Genomic DNA, 22,016 nt, shown 5'->3' on the forward strand with positions numbered 1-22,016 from the left:
TCTCCTATTATTTAAAACACACGACACAAAACTTCTCCACCAACCTTTAACTTATGTGCATTATAATCAGTCATCACTCCTTTGGGTGTCGATATAATAAAAATACCAAGACCATTATATGCTTTAGAAATGTCCTTATACTTAGAATAACGACGACAACCAGGCTTTGACACCCTAACTATGTCACTAATTACAGGTAACTTCTCATAATACTTCAATTTTACAATGAAAGAAGGTAAATTACCTACAACTTGCTTTTCATAATCAAGGATATACCCTTCCTCTTTTAAAATCTCCAATATAGAAGAATTCATCTTAGAAAATAGTACCCTTGTTGCCCTATGCATTGCCAATTGAGCATTACGTATCCTTGTTAAAAAATCACCAATACTATCAGATAACGCCACAATATACTCCTTATATTATATTTACCAACTAGACTTTGTAACTCCTGGAACTTGCCCAAAAGAACATAAATCACGCAAAACAATTCTACATAAACCAAATTTTCTATATACTCCTCTTGGTCTCCCAGTTAAAGCACACCTATTTCTAATTTTGGTTTTAGAAGAATTTCTAGGCAATTTTTTAATTAATTTATTTTGAGCTGTAAACCTTTCTACAATAGACAAATTCTTATTATTTATTATAGATTTCAATTTTTCTCTTTTTTCTTTATATTGATCGCACAACTTTATTCTGCGAAGATTTCTTTCTATCATAGATTTTTTTGCCATATATTTCTCCTCTCAATTAATCAAAAAAAGGAAATTTAAGAGCCAGTAATAATTCCTTTGCTTCCTTATCACTAACTGCACTTGTTATAATATTAATATCCATACCTCTAATTTTACTTATTTTATCATAGTCTATTTCTAAAAACGAGATATGTTCCTTTATACCAAAGGAAAAATTACCATTACCGTCAAATTGCTTCACACTAAATCCTCTAAAATCTTTTTCCCTTGGCAAAGCAATATATATCAATCTTTCTAAAAACTCATACATTTTATCTCTACGCAAAGTTACTTTGCAACCTACTGTAGCACCTTTTCTGATCTTGAAGCCAGAAATAGATTTTTTTGCAAAAGTTGATAAAGGCTTCTGCCCAGCAATCAAATATAGGCTATCAAGTGGTTCATTTATTGCTTTACTATCTGTAGCAGCATCTCCAACGCCCATATTGATACACACCTTGACAAGTTTAGGCACTTGCATTATATTGCCGTAATTAAACTTATCCTTCAAGGACTTTACTATGCTATCTTTATACAATTCTTTAAACATATCAACCTAATCTATCACTTCTCCAGAAACTTTTGCAAAACGCACTTTTCTACCGTCTATAACCTTAAACCCCACTCTAGTTGGAGTTTTATATTTAGGGTCCAATGTTGCAACGTTGGATATATCAATAGCTAACTCTTTATTTAATATACCACCACTACTACCAGCTTTTGGTTTAGTATGTCTCTTATGCACATTCACTCCAGAAACAATTACTTTCTTTTTAGCATCACGTGCTATAACTTTGATTACCTTACCAATTTTTCCCTTATCTTTACCAGTTAAAACTATAACGTCGTCACCACTTTTTATTTTAGCACTCATTATAAAACCTCAACAGCTAATGACATTATCTTCATAAAAGAACCAGATGATAACTTTTTTACCGGACCAAACACCCGAGTGCCAAGTGGTTCACCTTGATCGTTAATCAAAACTACAGCATTGCTAGAAAAACGAATTACAGAACCATCAGATTTTCTAATAGGGCTTTTCACCCTCACCACAACTGCTCTATATACTTTTCCCTTCTCAACTTTCCCTCTTGGAGTAATAGATTTAGTAGATACAATAACTGTGTCACCTATAGATGCAGACTTTCTACCACCCAATAAACCAATACAAAGCACTGCACGCGCGCCAGAATTATCAGCTACTTCCAACAATGTATTTTTTTGAATCATATAAATATCCTATTCAATGTGAGCTATTAACAATAACCCATTTTTTAGTAGTAGAAATAGGCTTGTGTTCTTGTATTAAAACCTTGTCCCCTTCTTTACAACTATTATTCTCATCATGTGCTGTATACTTCTTGTATTTTTTTATAACCTTTTTATACAGCTCATCCTTATACACTTGTAATACCGAAACCTTTACAGTCTTATCACACTTAGCCTTAGTTACAGTACCACAAAAAACCTTTTTAGGCATTCTTTTCCTCTCTTCTTCTTTTATTTAATGTAGTTAAAATACGAGCTATGCTCTTTCTTATTAAGCTAAAACGCGAAATATTGTTGCACTGGCCCAGCTTCTTTTGAAAAACCAAATTAACAAACTCTTTTCTCAAATTCACAAGAATTTCATGCAATTCTTGCGAGGACCTCGATTCAATGTCAGCTATATCCATTGCAACTCCATTTAATTATGATTAGATACAAATTTACACTTCATAGGAAGCTTAGCAGTTGCCTTTTCAAGCGCCAATCTTGCTAAATGCATGGGAACATCACTGCTAATTTCAAACAACATTCTACCGGGCTTAGCTTTAAATACCCAAAACTCAACACTACCTTTCCCTTTACCCATACGCACATCCGCCGGCTTTTTACTAACAGGGGTATCAGGAAAAATTCTTATCCACACTTTACCAGAGCGTTTTAATGTTCTAGATATTACACGCCTTGCAGTTTCAATATGCTTAGATTGAATCCTACCTGCTTCCATAGCCTTTAGACCATAATCTCCAAAAGATAATGTGCTACCACCTTTCGTGTTACCCTTAATTCGTCCTTTAAATACTTTTTTATATTTACTTTTTTTAGGAATAAACATTTCAATATACCTAATTAGTTACCAATATAAACCCAGACCTTAACTCCTATGATGCCATATATAGTTTTTGCTTCAGCAAAAGCATAATCTATATTAGCACGTAAAGTATGCAAAGGCAAACGGCCTTCTTTATACCACTCAGTACGAGCTATCTCAGCTCCGCCAAGGCGCCCAGAACAACTTACTTTAATACCTCTAGCACCCATCCTCAAACAACTTTGAATAGCTTTTTTCATCGCTCTTCTAAATGAAACCCTTTTTTCTAACTGCTGTGCAATGCTGTTTGATATTAAAACTGCATCTATTTCAGACCTTTTAACCCCTACTACATTCACTTCCACATTATTTTTTACTTTTTCAGCTATCTTTTGCTTTATCTTCTCAATATCCGAGCCTTTCTTACCTATTATCACTCCAGGTCTAGAAGAATGTATTATTACAGATACCAAATCGATCGTACGCTCTATAATTACTTTAGAAACACCAGCATGCTTAAAAGATTCATTTATATAACTGCGAATAGATAAATCTTGATGCAACCCTTGTTTATAACCCTTCTCAGCATACCAAATAGATGACCAAGTATTAATTATTTTTAACCTAAATCCTTTAGGATTAACGTTTCCCATATTTTTGCACTTTCCTTATTAATTTTCTATTTTTATGAATCATATAATTTCCCCCAATTTTACAGTTATATTACTATAACGTTTACTAACTCTATTAGCTCTACCCATAGCTTTTGGACATACCCTACGCAAAGTAAGAGACTTACCTATTAAAATTTCTTTTATATATAAATTATCGATATCCAATCCATAATTTTGAGCATTAGCAATCGCAGAATTTAATACCTTCCTTATAAGACCTGCAGCTTTCTTTTCACAAAATCTTAATTGCACAGTGGCAAAAGAAACTTTTTTATTACGTACTAAACCAGCAACCAAATTCAATTTACGAGGAGTTGATTTTAAAACCCTAGAACCAGCTTTAACTATTACATCTCTGTTTTTCATATCAATTACCTTCTTGTCGCCTTTTTATCACCACTATGCCCAGTAAATTTACGAGTGGGTGAAAACTCACCAAACTTATGACCTATCATATTCTGATCATTAACATTCACAGGAATGTAATCCTTACCATTATAAACAGCAAACTTTAAACCTAAACAATTAGGAAGAATTACAGAAGCCCTGGAATGAACTTTTATAGCCATGTTAACAAACCCCTTGTTTAAAGCATTATTCACCGACTTTAATATAGAAGGATGACAAAAAGGAGGCTTCCATGCAGATCTACTCATAAACTAACCTTTCAATTGTTTTATATACTTATCACTAGATTTATTTCTCCTTCGAGTTTTCTTTCCTTTTGTTGCAACACCCCAAGGAGTAACAGGATGACGACCACCAGAGGTTTTTCCTTCCCCGCCTCCATGAGGATGGTCAACCGGATTCATTGCAACTCCACGTACAGTAGGTCTAATCCCAAGCCACCTACTTCTCCCAGCTTTACCCAACTTTCTATTCTTATGGTCAGGGTTAGATACTACACCAATAGTAGCCTTGCAAGAAGATAAAATCAACCTAATTTGACCAGACCTGAGTCGTAATAAAATATATTGGCCATCACGACCAACGATTTGTGCATAACAACCAGCAGCTCTAGCAATCGCAGCACCATTACCTGGCTTCAGCTCAACATTATGAACGAAAGAACCAACAGGTATATGCTTGAGTAGTAAACAATTCCCTGGCAAAATATCAGCATCATTCCCAGCTGTAACAACATCACCTGGCTTCATACCTTGAGGAGCTAATATATAAGACTTAATATCATCTTCCTTATATGATATTAACGCCAAAAACCCACTTCTATTTGGGTCATACTCTATTTTTTCAACTATACCTTGACCACTTCTATTACGCTTAAAATCTATCACTCTATACTTCTTTTTGTGACCACCACCCCTATGACGAGTTGTAATTCTACCATGATTATTTCTTCCACCACTGGACTTTTTACCGGATGTAAGAGACTTTTCTGGCTCATCTTTTGATAAACCAACTTTACTTACTAACACAGTCCCACGAGAAGACGGAGTAACAGGATTAAAAAATTTCATACCCATACTAAACGCTCATTATATCTAATTTTTGACCATCCATCAAAGAAAAATAAACTTTCTTTTTCTGTTTTTCACAACCAATCACACCCCTAAAACGCCTATATTTAGGCTTAATTCTAACAACATTTATAGAAGAAATTTTAACATCAAATAGAGACTCTATTGCCAACTTTATTTGACGCTTATTTACATTTACAAAAACATACAAAGAATATTTATTAAACTTCTCCCTCAAAAAAGAGGCCTTTTCTGTAATTATAGGAGATTTTATTATATTATTATATTTGATCATAACAATCTACCTTCAAGATGCTTTAAAGTATCCTTTGTCAACATCACGCATTCGTGATTCAATATATCAAAAACATTTAACCCAATAGGTTTGATTAAGTCTACATAGTGCAAGTTTTTAGCCGCACGCAACAAATCATCTCCATAATCACCAACTATCAAAAAGGAAGAAAATTTAAAATTTTTAATACATTTACACATTTCAGACGTTTTCTTCACATCAATATTTAAATTATCCAGAATAATTACTTGATTATTTAAATACTTTAGAGATAAAGCAATTTTTAAACCAAATTTGCGTACCTTCTTATTAAGAGAATAAGTATGACTCCTCACAACAGGGCCGAAAATAATCCCACCACCTCTAAATTGAGGAGATCGCAAGCTCCCTTGTCTTGCCCTACCGGTACGTTTTTGACCATAAGGTTTAGCTGTTGTACCAGAGACATCACTAATACCTTTTGTTTTATGAGTACCAGCTCTTCTCTTCGCTAATTGCCATCTCACTATATCATGCAAAATACTCAATTTTTGCTTAGCAGAAAATATCAAAGGATTAAGCTGAGCAGTACCTACATTATCATTAGATAGATTAACTAAATTACATTCCATAACTAACTTACCAAATTACTAGCATCATCATTTACATCTAACAGTAAACCTACCGGAAAAGGAACATCTTTATGTAAAGATTTTTTAACTGCATCTCTTACAAAAACATAGGAATTTTTAAACCCAGGAACATTATTACCCTTCACAGCAATTATACTATTTTCATGATCAATGGATAATATCTTCATATTTTGTGCAGTTATCCTGCTGTTACCTAAATGACCAGCCATTTTCTTTCCTTTGAATACTCTACCAGGATCCTGACATTGGCCAGTGGAACCTTGTGATCTGTGAGCAATAGAAACACCATGAGATGCCCTAAGCCCACTGAAATTATGCCGCTTCATCACACCAGCAAATCCTTTACCTATAGAATAACCCGTAATATCAAGATATTGACCAACCACAAAATGATTGATTCCCACTTTTTTACCACATTCTATTCCCGACAGGTCATTTAATCTACTTTCGTATAACTTACATTTATTATTTATACCCTTTTTCTTTAAATATTCCAACTGAGGTTTTGCTATATTTTTAAAATCTCCTGTGCCTAAAATGACTGAATTATAGCCACATTTATCTTGTCCTTTTATATCAATAATATAAGTTTCGCTGAGATGCAATAAAGTTACAGCCATGCGACTATTGTCAGAATACATAGCAGTATGACCAATATTCATCATTAGTAAACCAATTCTCCTCAGCGAATTTATTCTCTTCATTTCCTTCTCCTAAACCTTAACTTCCTTGACTTTTAAATCCACTTCTACGCCAGCAGAAAAAGATAAACCTGTAAGCATCTGCATCATAGTAGGAGTAAGATCATGTAAAACAATCAAACGCCTAGAAGTTCTCATTTCAAACTGTTCACGAGATTTTTTATCAACGTGAGGAGATCTATTAACAATAAATTTAGAATCTTTCCTTGGCAACGCAATCGGACCAGATAATTTTGCACTGGACCGCTTTAATTCATCAACAAATTTTCGAACACACTCCTCCAATAAAGAACAATCGAAAGCCTTAATGTTAATATATATATCTTGCTTCATCTTAGTTACTACACTCACTCCAAAATTTCAGAAACAACACCAGAACCAACAGTTCTACCGCCTTCTCTTATCGCAAAACGCAATCCCTTATCCATTGCTATCGGTACTTGCAATTCTACTTCTACACTCACATTATCTCCTGGCATTACCATCTCCTTCCCATCTAGCAATTTTATGCTCCCAGTTACATCCGTTGTCCTTAAATAAAACTGTGGCTGGTAATTCGCAAAAAATGGTGTATGCCTTCCTCCTTCCTCTTTCTTTAATATATAAACCTCCGCCTTAAACTTTCTATGCGGTGTTATCGTCCCCGGTTTCGCTAATACTTGCCCTCTCTCCACTTCTTCTCTTTTTGTTCCTCTTAACAATATTCCTACATTGAGTCCTGCACTTCCCTTATCCAGCAACTTCTTAAACATCTCAACACCTGTGCATATCGTCTTTTGCGTCGCTTTCAGACCTATTATCTCTATCTCTTCTCCCGTCTTTATCTCTCCCTTCTCTATTCTTCCTGTTACCACTGTTCCTCGCCCCGATATCGAAAATACATCTTCGATTGGCAATAAAAATGGTAAATCCACAGGCCTTGGTGGAACCGCTACATATTCATCTAACTTTTCCATCAATTTGTCTATTGATTTCTTTCCATATTCGCTGCTGTCATCCTCCAGCGCCTTGAGCGCTGAACCAACCACCACAGGCACTTCATCCCCTGGAAATCCGTATTTACTCAGTAATTCCCTCACTTCCATTTCTACTAAATCTATCATATCAGCATCAGCAACATCAGCTTTATTTATATACACCACGATATATCCAACACCTACCTGCTTCGCCAGCAATATATGCTCTCTCGTTTGTGGCATTGGCCCATCAACCCCCGACACTACCAATATCGCCGCATCCATCTGTGCTGCACCTACTATCATGTTCTTTACATAGTCAGCGTGTCCAGGACAATCAACGTGTGCATAATGCCTTTTTTCCGTCTGATACTCAACATGCGCTGTTGCTATCGTTATCCCCCTCTTCCTTTCTTCTGGCGCTTTATCTATCTGATCGTACGCTACAAAATTTCCATAATGCTTCGTTATCGCCGCTGTTAACGTCGTCTTCCCATGATCCACATGTCCTATTGTTCCCACATTTACATGCGGCTTTCCAAATGCTTCCACTATTGCTGTCATAATTTAAACTTTTCTACCTAAAATACAAATACATCAATAAATAATATGTTGATTTTATAAAAATACAACAAAAAAAAGAGCGGATAGTGGGAATCGAACCCACGTCACTAGCTTGGAAGGCTAGAGCTCTACCATTGAGCTATACCCGCACAATGGAGGAGGTAGGATTCGAACCTACGTACGCTCACGCGGACAGATTTACAGTCTGTTACCTTTAACCACTCGGTCACTCCTCCGCAAAAATTTGTTAAGAGAATACTATTTTAGCATCTTAACTTAAGCTCTTATTGTATTTAATACTAAACGCCTAAAATTAAAAAATCAAGCAATAAAACCTACCCTGATTAAAATCATGCAGATTTCATTTTATACAACACAATATTGCCAATAAAACGCCTAAACAAATAATGCGAATCATGCGTACCTGGCGCTTCTTCTGGATGATATTGCACAGAAAAGACTAGGTAATCCTTCATCATTATTCCCTCTACACTATTATCAAATAGAGAAATGTGAGTAATTTCAACATTACTTGGAAGAGAAGCTGAATCAACAACAAAACCATGATTTTGGCTAGTGATCTCAACTTTTCCACTAATTACATCATAAACTGGATGGTTACTCCCTCGGTGACCTATATCCATCTTGATGGTCTTTGCCCCCAAAGTAATCGCAAGTAATTGATGGCCCATGCATATGCCAAAAATTGGTATTTTAGATTTTATAATAATGTCTATTTCTGAAACTACACTTTCTCCTATTTCTTGCGGATCACCAGGACCATTTGAAAGCACTATACCATCTGGATTCATACTCAACACTTTTTGAGCAAAACCTGTGCTTGCTCTGATTAATTCAACTGTACAACCAAGTTCTATTAAGCGTGAAACTATACTGATTTTTACGCCAAAATCAACGATTACAATCCTATATTTTGCATTAAGGTCAATAGCTCTATCTGATGTCATTCCAGTGCGTGACACTGGAATCCATATATTTTTTGCTGGATCCGAGTAGTCAGCTACTTGGATGACAAAGTGCTCCGCTAGTCTATTATTTTCAAAACTGTTATTTAAGCTAACCTTATTAGTTATTTCTATCCCATTTACAGGTTTGTATTCCTTCAATTTGTCTAATGCATGCGCCTTACTCGATGAGCATATCATTCCATTTTGAGATCCATGTTCTCTCAAATGTCTTGTTAAAGCTCTAGTATCAACTCCTGATATCCCAATCACGTTATTTTTCTCTAACCAATCATTTAAACTGATATATGAAGAAGGGTGGGACATAGAAGAAAGTTCACGCATAACCACACCACTTGCAAAAATTTTCTTTCCTTCATTATCTTTATGGTTTATTCCAATGTTACCAATATGAGGAAAAGTGAACGTTATAATTTGATCGGCAAAAGAAGGATCAGTTATAGTATGCTGATAACCGGTCATACCAGTGGTAAAACAAACCTCGCCTATGCACTTGCCTTTTTTACCTACTGATTTTCCCCAAAAGCACTTGCCATCTTGTAAAATTAAAACTGCGTCCTGCACTTCATTATCTATTTAACTGATTCAAAACAGTATACAAGAATTTCAAATAATACGTAACTCTTTCTAAAATTCCAAATTTAACCACGAAGCAGCAAAAAATAACATGAAAAACTTTTAATACAATCTTTCATATAAAATATATAGTTGACTACCTTCATATTTCGTATTAGATATAGGTAAATCATAAGTAAAGTGGAGGGTAATAATGAACATTGGTACAAATCAATCAAAAAAAATAAATGAGAAGTGGTTAGCTGGAGGAATTGGCGCGCTATTATTTGTAATGATGCTACCGTCGATTCTTCTTTTAGCAAAAATAGCTATAGGGCTAATTATGGTTTCAGTTGCAGCAATAGCGATAAAAGTTGCCTTAAAAACAATATCGAATGCTTTAGAGGATAAACAGGCAGATCAAAGCCAAGCGACGCAACAAACAACACAAAGTAAAATTATAAACCTGGCTATTGGATTAACATCTATATTCGTAGGAGGATTATCACTATTCATTATAGCACAAACTGGCTTAATTGCAGCATGTGCAGCTATAACTGCTTTAGCTCTACACGAATATGTTAAAAATCAAGAAATAGGAAAAGAGATAAATGATAAATTCGATAAGGTAGCTGACGATACAATCAATTTTATTGTTAGCAGTGTTGAAAAACTTATTCCAACAAAGCCGCCAGGCATAACAGCCTAAACTGTCTCCGTTCAGGGCATAAGTGTTACAAGTAGCATTATATAAAGCGATTAATGGCATCCTCCTGATAATAGAATAATTGTATCTGTTCAGGGGCATCGCAAATATTGAAGCAAAAGTGGTCAGTGCTTACTATACGAATATTGTGATTTGAATCCACTAGGGAGGATGTCATCCCAGTGCCCAGACACTGGGATCCAGGAATTTTGATTAGAGATTAAATTGGTGAGTATAAAAGTAGCTAATCCTACGTTAAAATACAACGTTTTTAATGGGACTGCGTAAAAGGGCTGGATTCCAGTGTCAAGCACTGGAATGACACCTTTGTGTTTGAGGCAAAACCTGCTATAACATTTCTTCGCAAACAAACGTTCGTACAGTTATGTATCAGCTACTTTCATGGCACCATTTGTTGTAAACTCACATTTCTCTATGATTATCTTTATTTGCCGCTTTCCCGAACGGATGCTCTACAGTTATTTCCTCATTAATAGAGCGAGGTGCACCGGAACCAGGTACAACGATATTCTCGTGCGATTGCATATCCTTCTTTTCCTCACATGGTGTTTGCTTAATGAAATGTGCTGCTAAAACTTCATGTAAAGCTTTACCTTTTATAAGCACAGCCTCGTTTTGCTTAGCTAACTCTAAAATTTTCTTTGGTTCAACATCTTTACCGTCAATAGTTGATTTTTTAATACTAACTTGACCTAAATTTATATTTAGAACAACAGTACAGTTAAGGTCTTTTCCAGATTCATCTTTTGCACCCCAACTAATTTCGATGTCACATATTGCAAATTTTGTAAAGGAGTAGTTCCTCTGTTGTTTCTCATTCTTCTCAATTGTTACTATTCTTTCACCATTGCTGTATATTTTTGCTCTTTTTACCTCGCTTTTCTCTTCTTCCATTCTTTTAGTTTTTTCAGTGAAAAGACGACTGGTTTCTAAACTTTGTTCAGGTTTAGTAATGTTGATATTAAGATGGTCATAATGATTAAGAAGACGGTTTGCATATGGAAATGGCACATAACACCCATCAAAGAAAGCAATTGCACTACCAGTTTTTAGAAATTCTTGTCCATCGCTCATTCCTTCACCAATTCGAATAAGATATCTACCCAACCTCTTTTTAAAATTTTCTTTTAACTCCTCCTGATCTTTAGAAGTAAGCTTCTTATCCAATATACCCATTATTTCTTTTCGCTTACTCAATACCACATAATTGAAAAGGAAAATATCATCCTCTCGATAATAATTTGCTATCTTGTCAAATGGATCTGCCGGCCAACCGTTATTATAATTTACGAAATCAGAAGAATCTTCACACTTATTATCCTTAAAATCAAAATTCAATCTTTCAAAATCTGATAATACTTTTTCTGCCCTATCTTCAAAAGACCGAAGTCCATCTTGAAGTTCTTTTCCATAACTCATTCCTTTGTCAATTTGAAGAACATATTGACTATATTTCTTTCTAAACTCCTCCTGTTCTTCGAGGAGAGGAAGATTCCTATCTAATATATCGATTATTTCTTTCCGCTTATTCAATATTACATAGTTAAAAAGGGCACTCTCCCCCTTCTTTTCATAATCGTCTGCTATTTTGTCAAAACACTTATTATCCTTAAACTCCAATTCCTCAAAATCTGAGAGCACACTTTGTACCTGAGTCTCATCGAATTGAAGATTTGCTTGAGGAGATAGAAGAGTCAACTTTTCTTCACTTTCCTTGGTACTCGAATTTTTGTACAAACCATTAAATAGATTTATAATACTAGAAAACATTTCACACCTCTATTGTTATAAGTAAACTTGATTATATCTTAATGCTAAATGTTGTAAAGCTAAAATTAGAAACTAAAAAAGCTAACATAAGTTCTGCATTGTTTGCAGCTTTATCAGCCTATTAGGCAGAATTATTAAAGAATTAGTTGAATAGGTATTATGATTCAATTTAACTCCATCCACAAGTTCTCCGCTTGTTACTCCAGTTGCAATGAACACTGATTCACCTCTTGCCATATCTTTTACGGCGTAGACTTTTTCTGGGTCATCAATATTTAAATTTTTTGCTCTTTCTCTTAACTGATCCGTATCAAGTACTAATCTTCCCTCCATCTGTCCGTCGATAGAGCTTAGCGCTGCAGCCGCAAGCACTCCCTCTGGTGCTCCTCCTATACCGATATACATATCATGATTGCCATTTACTAGTGAAACTATGGCCGCAACATCACCATCATCTATTAGTTTAATTTTTGCTCCTAATTTCCTGATTTTCTCTATTAATTCACTATGCCTTTCACGTTTAAGTACAGTTACCACGAGATCATTCACTTTGCACTTTTTTGCCTTGGCTAAATTGTCTAGATTCTTTTCAATGCTATTTTTTAGTGAGACTACACCCTCTGGAAGATTTTTTCCTACCGCTATTTTTTCCATATAAACATCAGGTGCATGTAAAAAATTACCTTTTTTCGTTGCAGCAAGAACAGACATTGCCCCTGGTTTGTAATGAGCACAAATCGTAGTGCCCTCAAGTGGGTCAACGGCAATGTCGATTTCAGGACCATTTCCAGTGCCAACCTTCTCGCCAATATATAGCATCGGCGCTTCATCTCTCTCACCTTCACCAATTACGATAGTACCATTTATTTCCATTGAATTTAATACTGTACGCATTGCATCAACTGCAACCTGATCAGCCTTTTTTTCATCGCCGAAGCCTGCTAGTTTATATGCAGCAAGTGCTGCAGCTTCGGTCACTTTAACTAATTTATAGGCTAAATCTTCCATCATTTGCTTTAAGAACTATATTCAATATGTATCATGATATATCATGCTGCTTGAAACTGCAATATGCCTTGACTGGTTTTGGGAAAGTTGCTATAATAAATTAGATAGTAATAGTGGTAAAATTTGACATGACTTATGAAAAGATAAAGGAAATTGTAACTAACAATCCTAATATAACTGCTGAGGAGTTTAGTGAGAAGCTCAAAGAAAATAGGATAAACATAAAAAAAACAAATAAATATCATTATACTTTACTTGGGCATATTGTTAATTCAAAGGGACCTAATATTACAGACAACACCAATGATCGTGCTATATTTCTACACATTATTAAATTACTCACAGAGTTGAAAACTGAAGGCAATACTGGTCAATTCAAACATGTAAAAGCTGGATTGAGCGAAGCTATAACGACTAAGCAAGCTGATGTTGTAAGAATACTCCTGGATAGTGGTAAGTTTAATGAAGAAGAAAAATTTAACGCTTTGCTCTGTGCTGTTACTCAAAAGTATGTCCAGGGAGTTAAATTATTGTTAGGTCATGTAAATGATGAAAACATGCAAAAGGCTTTAAAGGTGGCCATGGATAAAGAACAAACTACACAAGTTGAAGAAATTACTCAGATACTATTAAATTTTATTACACCAGAAACATCCAATGTAGAAGAAAATATAGTACCAGCACCTCCTATAGTAACAGAAGCAAATGCTAACCAACCTGTGTCAAGTAGTGTTAATGATCAGCCAGGTCATAGTAACGAAAATGAAACGCCTGTATTAACAATAGAAACAAATACCGGCAAAACTACTATATCAGATTGTGATAATAATAAAAATGTCTTCACAAATTCTCAATTTTCTATGCCAAATGAACAAGAAACTAAATATAAAGAGAGCAAAAAGGATTTTTACACCTCATTGACAAAAGATGTTGTTGGAGTTGTTATTACAGGATTATTCATTACTGCTGCTGTGATGGTTCCATTTGTAGCTGGTGCAGTAGTTTGCAGTGTCATAGCTGCTTTGATTGCAATATATACCGGGTTGCATGTAAAAAATTCTACATTACCAAGTTATAGGGAGATGAGAGAGAATGAAGTTGAACGTGTAACAGGATGTCATCCCAGTGCCCAGACACTGGGATCCAGAAGGTCATAATAAAAACTAGATTCCAGCGTCACGCGCTGGAATGACACCCTCTGGTGGGCTCAAACCATATGAGTAGCCAACACTGCCACTATACTTACCTAGCAAATTTAGATCTAACACTAAACTGTGCTGCCACTAACTTTGCAATCGGTACTCTATAGGGTGAGCATGAAACATAATCTACCCCTGATTCGATGAGAAACTCTATAGATTTTGGATCTGCTCCATGCTCTCCACATATACCCAGTTTTATTTCTTTTCGGGTTTTTTTGCCTCTTTCAATGGCTATCTTGATTAACTCCCCTACCCCTTCGATGTCCAGCACTTCAAATGGATCATTGTCAAATATGTTGCTTTCCTTATAAGAATCGAGGAAATTAACTGAATCATCTCTTGAAAGTCCCATGGTTGTTTGCGTTAAATCATTAGTGCCAAAACTAAAAAACTCTGCATGTTTTGCTAACTTATCAGCAATCAGTGCTGCTCTTGGTAGTTCTATCATCGTTCCAATTGAGTACGCCTTGTCTGATGTCATTCCAGCGCGTGACGCTGGAATCTGCATCTGTGAGATGACAGAGGATTCTTTCTTTGCTAGCTCGCATATCAGAACAAACTCTTTCTCACTCATGATAAAAGGAATCATGATTTCAGGTTCCACTTCTATCTTCTTTTCTTTCTTTAATTCACTTGCAGCACTAAGTATTGCCCTAATCTGCATGCTATATATTTCAGGATGAGAAATAGCAAGTCTACAACCTCGATGGCCAAGCATTGGGTTCTTTTCTGATAACTGTGCTATTTTATTTTTTACTGACTCAACTGACTTACTAAGTGATTTGGCAATTTTTTCTATAGTAGACTGATCATTGGGTAAAAATTCATGCAAAGGTGGATCAAGCAACCGTATAGTGACTTCCTTGCCCTCCATAATAGAAAATATTTCTTTGAAATCAGACTTTTGCATTTCTTCTAGTTTAATGAGCGCATTTGCCCTTTCATTTTCATCGTCAGCTATTATCAATTTTTGAATGAATTCGATTCTATCACTAGCGAAAAACATATGTTCTGTGCGACATAAGCCTATACCTTCTGCACCGAATTCTTTTGCAATTTTTGCATCTTTTGGAGTATCAGCGTTCGCTCTCACTTTGATCGTTTTGATTTCATCTATCCAGTTGATTATCGTTTTGAATTCTTGCGATAATTCAGGCGAAATTGTAGGAAGAATGCCAAGCATAACCTCCCCTGTTCCTCCGTTGATGGTAATTGGTTCACCTTTATTTACTTTTGTATCCCCTACAGAAAAGAAAATTCCATCTTTATCGATATAAAGTCCACTTACACTGCAAATGCATGGCTTACCCATTCCACGGGTTACAACAGCAGCATGCGAGGTCATCCCTCCCCGTGCTGTTACTATGCCGCTTGCAGCATTCATTCCATTAATATCTTCAGGACTCGTTTCTGACCTTACTAAAATCACTTTTTTACCCTGCTCTGCAGCTTTTTCAGCATCACTTGCACTAAACACTACATATCCAGAAGCAACACCTGGAGAAGCAGGTAGCCCCTTCCCTATTACTTTTTGGTCACTCTCAACGTCAAGAACTGGATGCAATAAATTGTCAAAGGTTTTTGGATCAATTCTCAATATTCCTTCTTCTTTTGTAATCGTTCCTTCGTTTACCATATCAACTATTATGCGAATAGCAGCTTCAGCCGTGCGCTTGCCAGACCTAGTCTGCAAAATCCATAATTTACCGTCCTGTACAGTAAATTCGATATCCTGCATGTCTTTATAATGCCTTTCAAGTTTTTCACATACCACACATAATTCTCGGTAGACACTTGGCAGCAACTTCTCCATGGTGTTTTTTTGCTCTCCGTCAATTGGCATAGGAGTATAAACACCAGAAACCACATCCTCACCCTGAGCATTAATCAGAAATTCACCAAAGTATTTTTTTTCTCCAGTTGAAGGATTTCGTGTAAATATCACACCAGTTGCAGAATTATCATTTAAATTACCAAAAACCATTGCTTGCACGTTGACCGCTGTTCCAAGGTTTTCAGGAATATTATGTATTTTTCTATAGGAAACAGCCCTATCATTTTTCCAAGAAGCAAATACTGCATTCACTGAGCTGAGCAATTGCTTTTCAACGTTCTGCGGAAAATGTTTTCCTATTTTTTCATGTACTATCCTTTTGAAATTGTTAACAATTTCTTTTAAAACATCAACATCAAGATCAGCTAAGCTTTTTGCTCCACTCTTTTGCTGCTTATTATCAACAACATCTTGAAATAGGTGATGATCAAGCTGTAGTACAACATTGGAGTACATCATGATGAAACGGCAGTAGCTATCGTAAGCAAAACGTTCGCCACTTTTTTTTGCAAGCCCAACAACGGTTTCATCATTTAGACCAACATTTAAAATAGTATCAAGCATGCCCGGCATTGAACTAACACTACCAGAGCGTATTGAAACTAATAAGGGATTATTTAAATCCCCAAATTTACAACCGATGTCATTTTCGAGCATCGTCATGTAGTTTTTAATTCCACTACATATGTCATTCCAGTGCGTGACCACATTTTTTTCTGGATCCGAGTAGTCAGCTACTTGGATAACAGAAGATCTATTGTCTTGATAATAGACTTTGCAAGCAGAGGTGGAAATTGTGAAACCAGGTGGAACAGGAATGCCAACATTGCACATTTCTGCTAAATTTGCCCCCTTTCCTCCCAGCAGATTTTTCATTTCTGCATTGCCTTCGCATTTACCCTGGCTAAAGTAATGTATTAACTTTTCCCCCATCATTTTCTCCGGATTTTCACTGATAAACACATTGTACATATAGCTCCAATAAACCTGTGAGAACTTGAAACCTTAGGATAATAAATTTTACAAAATTTGGCAACAACGTTCCTTCTGGCAACATCAGTAAAGTTAACAAAAAAGATGACAAATTATTGAATTATTATCAATAAGAATATATAATATAAAGATACATTTAAAAATTTTTTTATGGCTCTTTCTAAATTTCTCGACCCCAAGAATGATGTTGCGTTCCGGCGTATTTTTGGTACTGAAAAAAATAAAGACATCCTCATTCACTTTCTCAATGATATTTTGGGGTTCACTGGCAAAGATGAAATAAAAGAAATAGAATTCCTCAGCACTATTCAAGATGCTGAAATTGCCTCTAAAAAACAAAGTATCGTTGATGTTCTTTGCAGGGATGAAAATGGGGTGCAAGTAATAGTCGAAATGGTGCGACCTGAAAGCCTTCGGTCATATTGTTTAAAAGGAGAGGAATTCATTCAGAAAGAAACTGAAAGGATTCTAAAGCTTATTGAACCAGATGTTTTGCCATCTGAGTCTACGCATCAGTGCGAATTGGGTAACCAGTTGGTGCCGAGCGACGCGGACAATGAACCTCCTCTTGATAAAGAAGATGCTCAATCGTGAGAGAAAGCATAAACTACAAGCATCATGTGGTTGGAGGGCTAGGCTTAGTGGTATGGTGAACGTAAGTGAAGCTTCATAAGTATCGTAACGATTAAAGAGCTAAAGATGCTGATAAGCTCCGACCAAAAGGTAATGTGGATGAGTTACATTTTTCATTTCTGGATGTACGCAAATAATAATTCCACCGGTATAGAGAAGCCACCTAACCCACTATTGTATGACAAAAGGAACAGGATAAGCCTGTATTTTCGCCTATATGGCAGGCAACCCGCAAGGAATGCTGATGGATGTGCAGGTAAAGGATAATGGAGAAAGCGAATGCCATTTTGTAACGAAATGGATAGAATTTGTAACATTAATTCGCGTGAAAACGAGCAGACTTCCATTTGGTCCCTCATGACAAGAAACTTTGTTAACCACTTAAGGTAGGAAAGCAGATGATTACAAGTACAACTGTAAGTGCACCTACCAATAACTCCGAAGCATGGAACCAGTTACCCTGGAAGAAATGCCAAAAAGTTGTTATGAGGCTACAGAGGCGTATTGTTAAGGCTGTCCAACAAGGCAGATGGGGTAAGGTGAAAACTTTACAACACCTTCTCACACGCTCTTTTAGCGGCAAAGCTTTGGCGGTTAAGAGAGTAACTGAAAACCAAGGAAAAAACACAGCAGGTGTAGATCGTCAAATATGGTCAACTTGCAACACAAAATTTCAAGGAATAAAGCTATTAAAACAAAGAGGATACAAACCTTCTCCGCTAAAACGGATATACATCAGTAAGTCTAATGGCAAAAGAAGACCTCTTGGAATCCCTACGATAAAAGATAGAGCCATGCAAGCATTATACTTGTTTGCTTTGGAACCGATAGCTGAAACGATCAGTGATCGTCACTCTTATGGTTTTAGACCAAAAAGATCCTGCGCAGACGCTACTGTGGCTTGTCACTTGTTACTGGCAAGCCGTAACCAACTACAATGGATACTCGAAGGTGATATTAAAGGGTGTTTTGATAACATTAACCATGAATGGCTCATGAAGCATATTCCTATGGAGAAGAAAATTCTTCATAGCTGGTTAAAAGCTGGCTTCCTAGAATCAAAAACTCTGTATTCCACAACTGCAGGTACCCCACAAGGTAGTATCATCTCTCCAATACTAGCAAATCTAGCCCTAAATGGACTTGAAAAATCATTGGAAAGTCAATTTGGTAAACTTGGCAGTAAAAGAAGAAGCAAAATCAGAAGTGGAGTAAATGTAATCAGGTACGCAGATGACTTTATCATTTCAGGAATCACACGTGAAGTACTGGAAAATGAAGTAAAACCTCTAGTATCGTCCTTTCTTCAGGAGAGAGGTCTTATCCTTTCCGAAGAGAAAACAAAAATTACATCTATTACAACAGGGTTTGACTTTCTTGGTTGTAATGTACGCAGGTATAATAAGAAGTTAATTATAAAACCTTCAAAAGAAAGTATTAAGAAACTTCTTAATAAAGCACGTACATTGATAAAGGCAAACATAGCGAACACTCAGGCCGTACTAATCAAGTTGCTCAATTCCCTATTAAGGGGATGGGGAAATTACTACAGCCATGTGTGTGCGAAAAGAGCTTTTAACAAAATAGACCATGAAATTATGTGTGCTCTATGGAAATGGGCAAAGAAAAGACATCCTCGTAAAGGATTACGTTGGATAAAGAATCGTTACTTCAAGGTAATGAAACAACGCCAATGGGTCTTTGCTGCACCCATATGCAAGAACAAACCGAAAGAGATAAGGTATTTAAGACTGCTTAGGTTGATTGATATACCTATCAGACGACATGTTAAAATCAGGGCGGATGCAAATCCACTTGACTTAAAATGGAAAAAGTATTTTGATGAAAGAGTGAAACAAACAAAAATGTTAGCAAGCTCTTTCTCAAGAGAAGGTTCTCTACTGTTGGTGTCACCATTAAGAATGATGTTTTCTGAGGAATCATGAAGGACAAGCCGGTTCGAGAAAAGAAGGACTTAGATAAGGGGCTCAAGCGTAGTGTGGGGAAACCTGCATGCTGCGTTTCTAAGGGAGGGAGTAGTAGCAATACTACTTCCTTACCTAACCAAGTTGCCAAAACTAAAGGCTTTGAAAAACGCGCTCAATATTACGCTGCTAAAGCTTATTCAAGGCAAGCTGATAAAGGTGATCAATATCAGGATCTTAAAGAAATCATTTTTATAGCTATTGCTGATTGTATTCTCTTTCCTAATAAATCTGAGTATAAGTCAGATCATGTAATGTTAGACAAAGATAGCTATGAACATGATTTAAAAGATTTTTATTTTACATTTATTGAGTTACCAAAATTTCCTAAAACTAAAGAAGACCAATTGGAGAGTATAGTTGAAAAATGGATCTATTATTTTAAATATGCAGATGAAACTAGCGAAGAAGAATTGGAAAAGATAATAGGTAGTGATGTAATAATTAAAAAGGCATATGAAGAACTAAATAGATTCAACTGGTCAGAGAAAGAATTTATTGCCTACGAACAGGAAATAAAACGTATTCGTGATGAACGGGCTGTTCTTGAACAAAAACTTGATGATGCTAAAAAGGAAGGAAAAATTGAAGTTGCAAAAACAATGCTAGCTAATAATGTTGATTTCACCACTATTGTTAAGTTTACTGGCCTCTCCATGAGTGAGATCAAAGAATTGCAGAATTAAGTGGACCCGCAAACGGTTACACGAAATAATGCTGCAGCCTGACCAGATGATAAGTACATTTAGCCTATTTATCTTTATACTTTCATGTCAATTTTATAAATCAAATTTATTTCTGTGAGTAGCTACAATTTAAAGACCTTGCTTCATCAATGTAATGGAACAAAACCTTTTTAGTAAGTTCAAAACCCTCTAAAGTCTCTCCTTCGCATCTTGCTGTAATGCAGTTTTGCGTATTTGATACCCTAAGAAGCCACCAACCTTTATTATCGGTTACCTTAACACCATCAAGATCTGAAAATACAATATTTTGCTGCTCCAGTGTTTTCTTTATTGACTCAATTATTTGAAACTTTTTCTCATCTTTCACTACAATCTTCACTTCATGAGTGATATATAACTTCGGTAAATCCTCAATCACCTGAGATAGGCTTTGGTTTTTCTTAAGCAAAATGTCAACTGCTTTAACAGCAGAATATAGCCCATCATCAAAACTTAGCTCAGAAAAGAAGAAGTGCCCGCTTAATTCACCAGCAAACTTTGCCTCTTCCTCTACCATCTTCTTCTTAACTAGTGAATGTCCAGTAGCACAGGTGATAACTTGCCCTCCTAACTTGCTAACAAAATCATGCACTTTCATACTCATTTTTACGTTAGCAATAACTTTGCTTTCTGGATATTCCTCCAACACTTCACGTGCAAAAATTATAAATAAATGGTCATTGGAAACAACGTTGCCTTTATTATCAATTAAGCGCACCCTATCGCTATCGCCATCTAGCGCAATGCCAAGATCACATCCATATTCCTTCACAATGTCAATTAATTGAGCAAGATTTTTTTCCTCTATGGGATCTGGATCATGCAGTGGAAATGCCCCATCTATAGAGTTATTGGTTACGATGTGCGTATGACCAGGCAAGATCTTTTCAATATACCTTATAATTCCACTTGCTGGACTATTTCCACAATCCCAGGCTATTTTTAATTTCTGTGTAGTATTATTCTTCACTGCACTTTTCAATATGCTAATGTACTCACTATATATATTTATGTTAATTAAGCTTCCAATTCTTGTGCTGTTTTTAATTGGACTGCTTATAATTTCCTTCATTTCTTGATCTGAGAAGACTTTTTTATTACTAAAAAATTTAAAGCCATTATATTCGCTGGGGTTATGAGAGGCAGTTATTATGATACCAAGATCCGCCTGTGTGATTTGTGTTGCAGCGTAAAGCATAGGTGAAGAGCATAGTCCAACGCGTATAACATTTGCACCGGATAAAGTTAAGCCCCTAATTAATTCTCTTTCTATACCTGGTGAATCTATTCTGCTGTCGTAGCCGACACAAACACTAACTACGGTTTGGCCAAACTTTCTACCTATCTCGTACCCATCATTAATCTGCAAGTCTTTGCCTATTATACCTCTAATATCGTATTTTCTTATAATGGTATTGTCCATACTGCACTGCTTAAGGAGTAACTACTATATAACATAATGGACAAGTGTTCAAATTTCT

At 35.9% G+C, this 22,016-nt stretch carries 27 protein-coding genes, 2 tRNA genes and 1 pseudogene; 6 read left to right on the plus strand and 24 right to left on the minus strand.

Annotated elements, in window-relative coordinates:
* Positions 1-11: 11 nt before the first annotated feature.
* The 20 genes from rpsH to carA form a co-directional block, all read right to left on the minus strand.
* The gene (gene rpsH / locus ABWU72_RS07520; RefSeq protein WP_155968326.1) at positions 12-407 is read right to left on the minus strand and encodes a 30S ribosomal protein S8; all 396 of its coding nucleotides are present in this window, start codon (positions 405-407) and stop codon (positions 12-14) included.
* Between the two features lie 21 nt (positions 408-428).
* Positions 429-737, minus strand: coding sequence for a 30S ribosomal protein S14 (gene rpsN / locus ABWU72_RS07525; protein ID WP_064124653.1), 309 nt, complete (start codon positions 735-737; stop codon positions 429-431).
* Positions 738-753: 16 nt separating this feature from the next.
* Positions 754-1,287: a 50S ribosomal protein L5 gene (gene rplE, locus ABWU72_RS07530; RefSeq protein WP_010962750.1), complete on the minus strand. Its 534-nt coding sequence runs from the start codon at positions 1,285-1,287 to the stop codon at positions 754-756.
* 6 nt (positions 1,288-1,293) lie between these two features.
* A complete protein-coding gene (gene rplX / locus ABWU72_RS07535; protein ID WP_006279347.1) occupies positions 1,294-1,611 on the minus strand; it encodes a 50S ribosomal protein L24 in 318 nt (105 codons plus the stop codon).
* Positions 1,611-1,970, minus strand: coding sequence for a 50S ribosomal protein L14 (rplN, locus tag ABWU72_RS07540; protein ID WP_006279348.1), 360 nt, complete (start codon positions 1,968-1,970; stop codon positions 1,611-1,613). The genes rplX and rplN overlap by 1 nt, the downstream gene beginning before the upstream one ends.
* Before the next feature lie 13 nt (positions 1,971-1,983).
* Positions 1,984-2,220 (minus strand): 30S ribosomal protein S17, encoded by a 237-nt coding sequence (gene rpsQ / locus ABWU72_RS07545; protein WP_007549925.1) that lies wholly within the window; start codon positions 2,218-2,220, stop codon positions 1,984-1,986.
* Positions 2,213-2,416 carry a 50S ribosomal protein L29 gene (gene rpmC / locus ABWU72_RS07550; protein ID WP_006279350.1) on the minus strand — a complete coding sequence of 68 codons (204 nt, stop codon included), beginning with the start codon at positions 2,414-2,416 and terminating at the stop codon, positions 2,213-2,215. Before rpmC ends, rpsQ begins: the two co-directional genes overlap by 8 nt.
* 11 nt (positions 2,417-2,427) lie before the next feature.
* Positions 2,428-2,841, minus strand: coding sequence for a 50S ribosomal protein L16 (gene rplP, locus ABWU72_RS07555; protein ID WP_010962752.1), 414 nt, complete (start codon positions 2,839-2,841; stop codon positions 2,428-2,430).
* A gap of 14 nt (positions 2,842-2,855) precedes the next feature.
* Positions 2,856-3,470: a 30S ribosomal protein S3 gene (rpsC, locus tag ABWU72_RS07560; RefSeq protein WP_010962753.1), complete on the minus strand. Its 615-nt coding sequence runs from the start codon at positions 3,468-3,470 to the stop codon at positions 2,856-2,858.
* A 39-nt stretch (positions 3,471-3,509) separates the two neighbouring features.
* Positions 3,510-3,857, minus strand: coding sequence for a 50S ribosomal protein L22 (gene rplV / locus ABWU72_RS07565; protein ID WP_007549821.1), 348 nt, complete (start codon positions 3,855-3,857; stop codon positions 3,510-3,512).
* 5 nt (positions 3,858-3,862) lie between these two features.
* On the minus strand, positions 3,863-4,147 hold the full coding sequence (gene rpsS / locus ABWU72_RS07570; RefSeq protein WP_006279181.1) for a 30S ribosomal protein S19: 285 nt from the start codon (positions 4,145-4,147) through the stop codon (positions 3,863-3,865).
* 3 nt (positions 4,148-4,150) lie between these two features.
* Positions 4,151-4,975, minus strand: a complete 825-nt coding sequence (rplB, locus tag ABWU72_RS07575; protein WP_155968324.1) for a 50S ribosomal protein L2 — start codon at positions 4,973-4,975, stop codon at positions 4,151-4,153.
* Position 4,976: 1 nt separating this feature from the next.
* Positions 4,977-5,264, minus strand: a complete 288-nt coding sequence (locus ABWU72_RS07580; protein WP_015589144.1) for a 50S ribosomal protein L23 — start codon at positions 5,262-5,264, stop codon at positions 4,977-4,979.
* Positions 5,261-5,875 carry a 50S ribosomal protein L4 gene (rplD, locus tag ABWU72_RS07585; protein WP_012673183.1) on the minus strand — a complete coding sequence of 205 codons (615 nt, stop codon included), beginning with the start codon at positions 5,873-5,875 and terminating at the stop codon, positions 5,261-5,263. Before rplD ends, ABWU72_RS07580 begins: the two co-directional genes overlap by 4 nt.
* A gap of 2 nt (positions 5,876-5,877) precedes the next feature.
* Complete coding sequence (gene rplC, locus ABWU72_RS07590) at positions 5,878-6,600, minus strand: 50S ribosomal protein L3 (RefSeq protein ID WP_006279218.1); 723 nt, start codon at positions 6,598-6,600, stop codon at positions 5,878-5,880.
* A 9-nt stretch (positions 6,601-6,609) separates the two neighbouring features.
* Positions 6,610-6,930, minus strand: a complete 321-nt coding sequence (gene rpsJ, locus ABWU72_RS07595) for a 30S ribosomal protein S10 (RefSeq protein ID WP_012673184.1) — start codon at positions 6,928-6,930, stop codon at positions 6,610-6,612.
* A 14-nt stretch (positions 6,931-6,944) separates the two neighbouring features.
* The gene (tuf, locus tag ABWU72_RS07600; protein ID WP_010962759.1) at positions 6,945-8,117 is read right to left on the minus strand and encodes an elongation factor Tu; all 1,173 of its coding nucleotides are present in this window, start codon (positions 8,115-8,117) and stop codon (positions 6,945-6,947) included.
* Positions 8,118-8,195: 78 nt separating this feature from the next.
* Positions 8,196-8,266, minus strand: a tRNA-Gly gene (locus tag ABWU72_RS07605).
* A 4-nt stretch (positions 8,267-8,270) separates the two neighbouring features.
* Positions 8,271-8,353 (minus strand) — tRNA-Tyr (locus ABWU72_RS07610).
* A gap of 114 nt (positions 8,354-8,467) precedes the next feature.
* Complete coding sequence (gene carA / locus ABWU72_RS07615; protein ID WP_353284029.1) at positions 8,468-9,667, minus strand: glutamine-hydrolyzing carbamoyl-phosphate synthase small subunit; 1,200 nt, start codon at positions 9,665-9,667, stop codon at positions 8,468-8,470.
* 205 nt (positions 9,668-9,872) lie between these two features.
* Here carA and ABWU72_RS07620 point away from each other — a divergent pair, with 205 nt between their 5' ends.
* Entirely contained in the window at positions 9,873-10,367 is a 495-nt protein-coding gene (locus ABWU72_RS07620) for a hypothetical protein (protein ID WP_155968320.1), read from the plus strand.
* 420 nt (positions 10,368-10,787) lie between these two features.
* On the opposite strand, the gene ABWU72_RS07625 is transcribed toward ABWU72_RS07620, so the two are convergent.
* Together ABWU72_RS07625 and glpX are read right to left on the minus strand one after the other, a co-directional pair.
* Complete coding sequence (locus tag ABWU72_RS07625; RefSeq protein WP_353284030.1) at positions 10,788-12,155, minus strand: hypothetical protein; 1,368 nt, start codon at positions 12,153-12,155, stop codon at positions 10,788-10,790.
* 81 nt (positions 12,156-12,236) lie between these two features.
* Complete coding sequence (gene glpX / locus ABWU72_RS07630) at positions 12,237-13,163, minus strand: class II fructose-bisphosphatase (RefSeq protein WP_155969529.1); 927 nt, start codon at positions 13,161-13,163, stop codon at positions 12,237-12,239.
* A gap of 128 nt (positions 13,164-13,291) precedes the next feature.
* Here glpX and ABWU72_RS07635 point away from each other — a divergent pair, with 128 nt between their 5' ends.
* Positions 13,292-14,320, plus strand: coding sequence for a hypothetical protein (locus ABWU72_RS07635; RefSeq protein WP_174516021.1), 1,029 nt, complete (start codon positions 13,292-13,294; stop codon positions 14,318-14,320).
* An 85-nt stretch (positions 14,321-14,405) separates the two neighbouring features.
* Here ABWU72_RS07635 and ppdK read toward each other — a convergent pair whose 3' ends face one another.
* Entirely contained in the window at positions 14,406-17,132 is a 2,727-nt protein-coding gene (gene ppdK, locus ABWU72_RS07640) for a pyruvate, phosphate dikinase (protein ID WP_196770132.1), read from the minus strand.
* Positions 17,133-17,342: 210 nt separating this feature from the next.
* Here ppdK and ABWU72_RS07645 point away from each other — a divergent pair.
* The 4 genes and pseudogenes from ABWU72_RS07645 to ABWU72_RS07660 all read left to right on the plus strand — a co-directional run.
* Positions 17,343-17,588: pseudogene (locus ABWU72_RS07645) on the plus strand (PD-(D/E)XK nuclease family transposase); the annotation flags it as partial.
* Between the two features lie 454 nt (positions 17,589-18,042).
* On the plus strand, positions 18,043-18,186 hold the full coding sequence (locus ABWU72_RS07650; RefSeq protein WP_173862902.1) for a hypothetical protein: 144 nt from the start codon (positions 18,043-18,045) through the stop codon (positions 18,184-18,186).
* Positions 18,187-18,223: 37 nt separating this feature from the next.
* Positions 18,224-19,771, plus strand: coding sequence for a group II intron reverse transcriptase/maturase (ltrA, locus tag ABWU72_RS07655; protein WP_006280223.1), 1,548 nt, complete (start codon positions 18,224-18,226; stop codon positions 19,769-19,771).
* The gene (locus ABWU72_RS07660) at positions 19,768-20,496 is read left to right on the plus strand and encodes an Rpn family recombination-promoting nuclease/putative transposase (protein ID WP_353284031.1); all 729 of its coding nucleotides are present in this window, start codon (positions 19,768-19,770) and stop codon (positions 20,494-20,496) included. Before ltrA ends, ABWU72_RS07660 begins: the two co-directional genes overlap by 4 nt.
* Positions 20,497-20,602: 106 nt before the next feature.
* On the opposite strand, the gene ABWU72_RS07665 is transcribed toward ABWU72_RS07660, so the two are convergent.
* Positions 20,603-21,958: a phosphomannomutase/phosphoglucomutase gene (locus ABWU72_RS07665; protein ID WP_155968310.1), complete on the minus strand. Its 1,356-nt coding sequence runs from the start codon at positions 21,956-21,958 to the stop codon at positions 20,603-20,605.
* Positions 21,959-22,016 lie beyond the last annotated feature (58 nt).

This window comes from Wolbachia endosymbiont (group A) of Lypha dubia (assembly GCF_964028575.1).
GTDB classification, from domain to species: domain Bacteria; phylum Pseudomonadota; class Alphaproteobacteria; order Rickettsiales; family Anaplasmataceae; genus Wolbachia; species Wolbachia pipientis.

Coding starts and splice junctions, on each gene's coding strand:
- rplP (WP_010962752.1), bottom strand. CDS start 2,841: ATGTTTATTCCTAAAAAAAGTAAATATAAAAAAGTATTTAAAGGACGA.
- rpsC (WP_010962753.1), bottom strand. CDS start 3,470: ATGGGAAACGTTAATCCTAAAGGATTTAGGTTAAAAATAATTAATACT.
- rplV (WP_007549821.1), bottom strand. CDS start 3,857: ATGAAAAACAGAGATGTAATAGTTAAAGCTGGTTCTAGGGTTTTAAAA.
- rpmC (WP_006279350.1), bottom strand. CDS start 2,416: ATGGATATAGCTGACATTGAATCGAGGTCCTCGCAAGAATTGCATGAA.
- rplE (WP_010962750.1), bottom strand. CDS start 1,287: ATGTTTAAAGAATTGTATAAAGATAGCATAGTAAAGTCCTTGAAGGAT.
- rpsN (WP_064124653.1), bottom strand. CDS start 737: ATGGCAAAAAAATCTATGATAGAAAGAAATCTTCGCAGAATAAAGTTG.
- ABWU72_RS07665 (WP_155968310.1), bottom strand. CDS start 21,958: ATGGACAATACCATTATAAGAAAATACGATATTAGAGGTATAATAGGC.
- glpX (WP_155969529.1), bottom strand. CDS start 13,163: ATGGAAGATTTAGCCTATAAATTAGTTAAAGTGACCGAAGCTGCAGCA.
- ABWU72_RS07620 (WP_155968320.1), top strand. CDS start 9,873: ATGAACATTGGTACAAATCAATCAAAAAAAATAAATGAGAAGTGGTTA.
- rplD (WP_012673183.1), bottom strand. CDS start 5,875: ATGGAATGTAATTTAGTTAATCTATCTAATGATAATGTAGGTACTGCT.
- rpsQ (WP_007549925.1), bottom strand. CDS start 2,220: ATGCCTAAAAAGGTTTTTTGTGGTACTGTAACTAAGGCTAAGTGTGAT.
- rplC (WP_006279218.1), bottom strand. CDS start 6,600: ATGAAGAGAATAAATTCGCTGAGGAGAATTGGTTTACTAATGATGAAT.
- rplB (WP_155968324.1), bottom strand. CDS start 4,975: ATGGGTATGAAATTTTTTAATCCTGTTACTCCGTCTTCTCGTGGGACT.
- tuf (WP_010962759.1), bottom strand. CDS start 8,117: ATGACAGCAATAGTGGAAGCATTTGGAAAGCCGCATGTAAATGTGGGA.
- ABWU72_RS07580 (WP_015589144.1), bottom strand. CDS start 5,264: ATGATCAAATATAATAATATAATAAAATCTCCTATAATTACAGAAAAG.
- ltrA (WP_006280223.1), top strand. CDS start 18,224: ATGATTACAAGTACAACTGTAAGTGCACCTACCAATAACTCCGAAGCA.
- rpsS (WP_006279181.1), bottom strand. CDS start 4,147: ATGAGTAGATCTGCATGGAAGCCTCCTTTTTGTCATCCTTCTATATTA.
- ABWU72_RS07625 (WP_353284030.1), bottom strand. CDS start 12,155: ATGTTTTCTAGTATTATAAATCTATTTAATGGTTTGTACAAAAATTCG.
- ABWU72_RS07660 (WP_353284031.1), top strand. CDS start 19,768: ATGAAGGACAAGCCGGTTCGAGAAAAGAAGGACTTAGATAAGGGGCTC.
- ABWU72_RS07635 (WP_174516021.1), top strand. CDS start 13,292: ATGACTTATGAAAAGATAAAGGAAATTGTAACTAACAATCCTAATATA.
- ABWU72_RS07650 (WP_173862902.1), top strand. CDS start 18,043: ATGGCAGGCAACCCGCAAGGAATGCTGATGGATGTGCAGGTAAAGGAT.
- ppdK (WP_196770132.1), bottom strand. CDS start 17,132: ATGGGGGAAAAGTTAATACATTACTTTAGCCAGGGTAAATGCGAAGGC.
- rplX (WP_006279347.1), bottom strand. CDS start 1,611: ATGAGTGCTAAAATAAAAAGTGGTGACGACGTTATAGTTTTAACTGGT.
- rplN (WP_006279348.1), bottom strand. CDS start 1,970: ATGATTCAAAAAAATACATTGTTGGAAGTAGCTGATAATTCTGGCGCG.
- rpsJ (WP_012673184.1), bottom strand. CDS start 6,930: ATGAAGCAAGATATATATATTAACATTAAGGCTTTCGATTGTTCTTTA.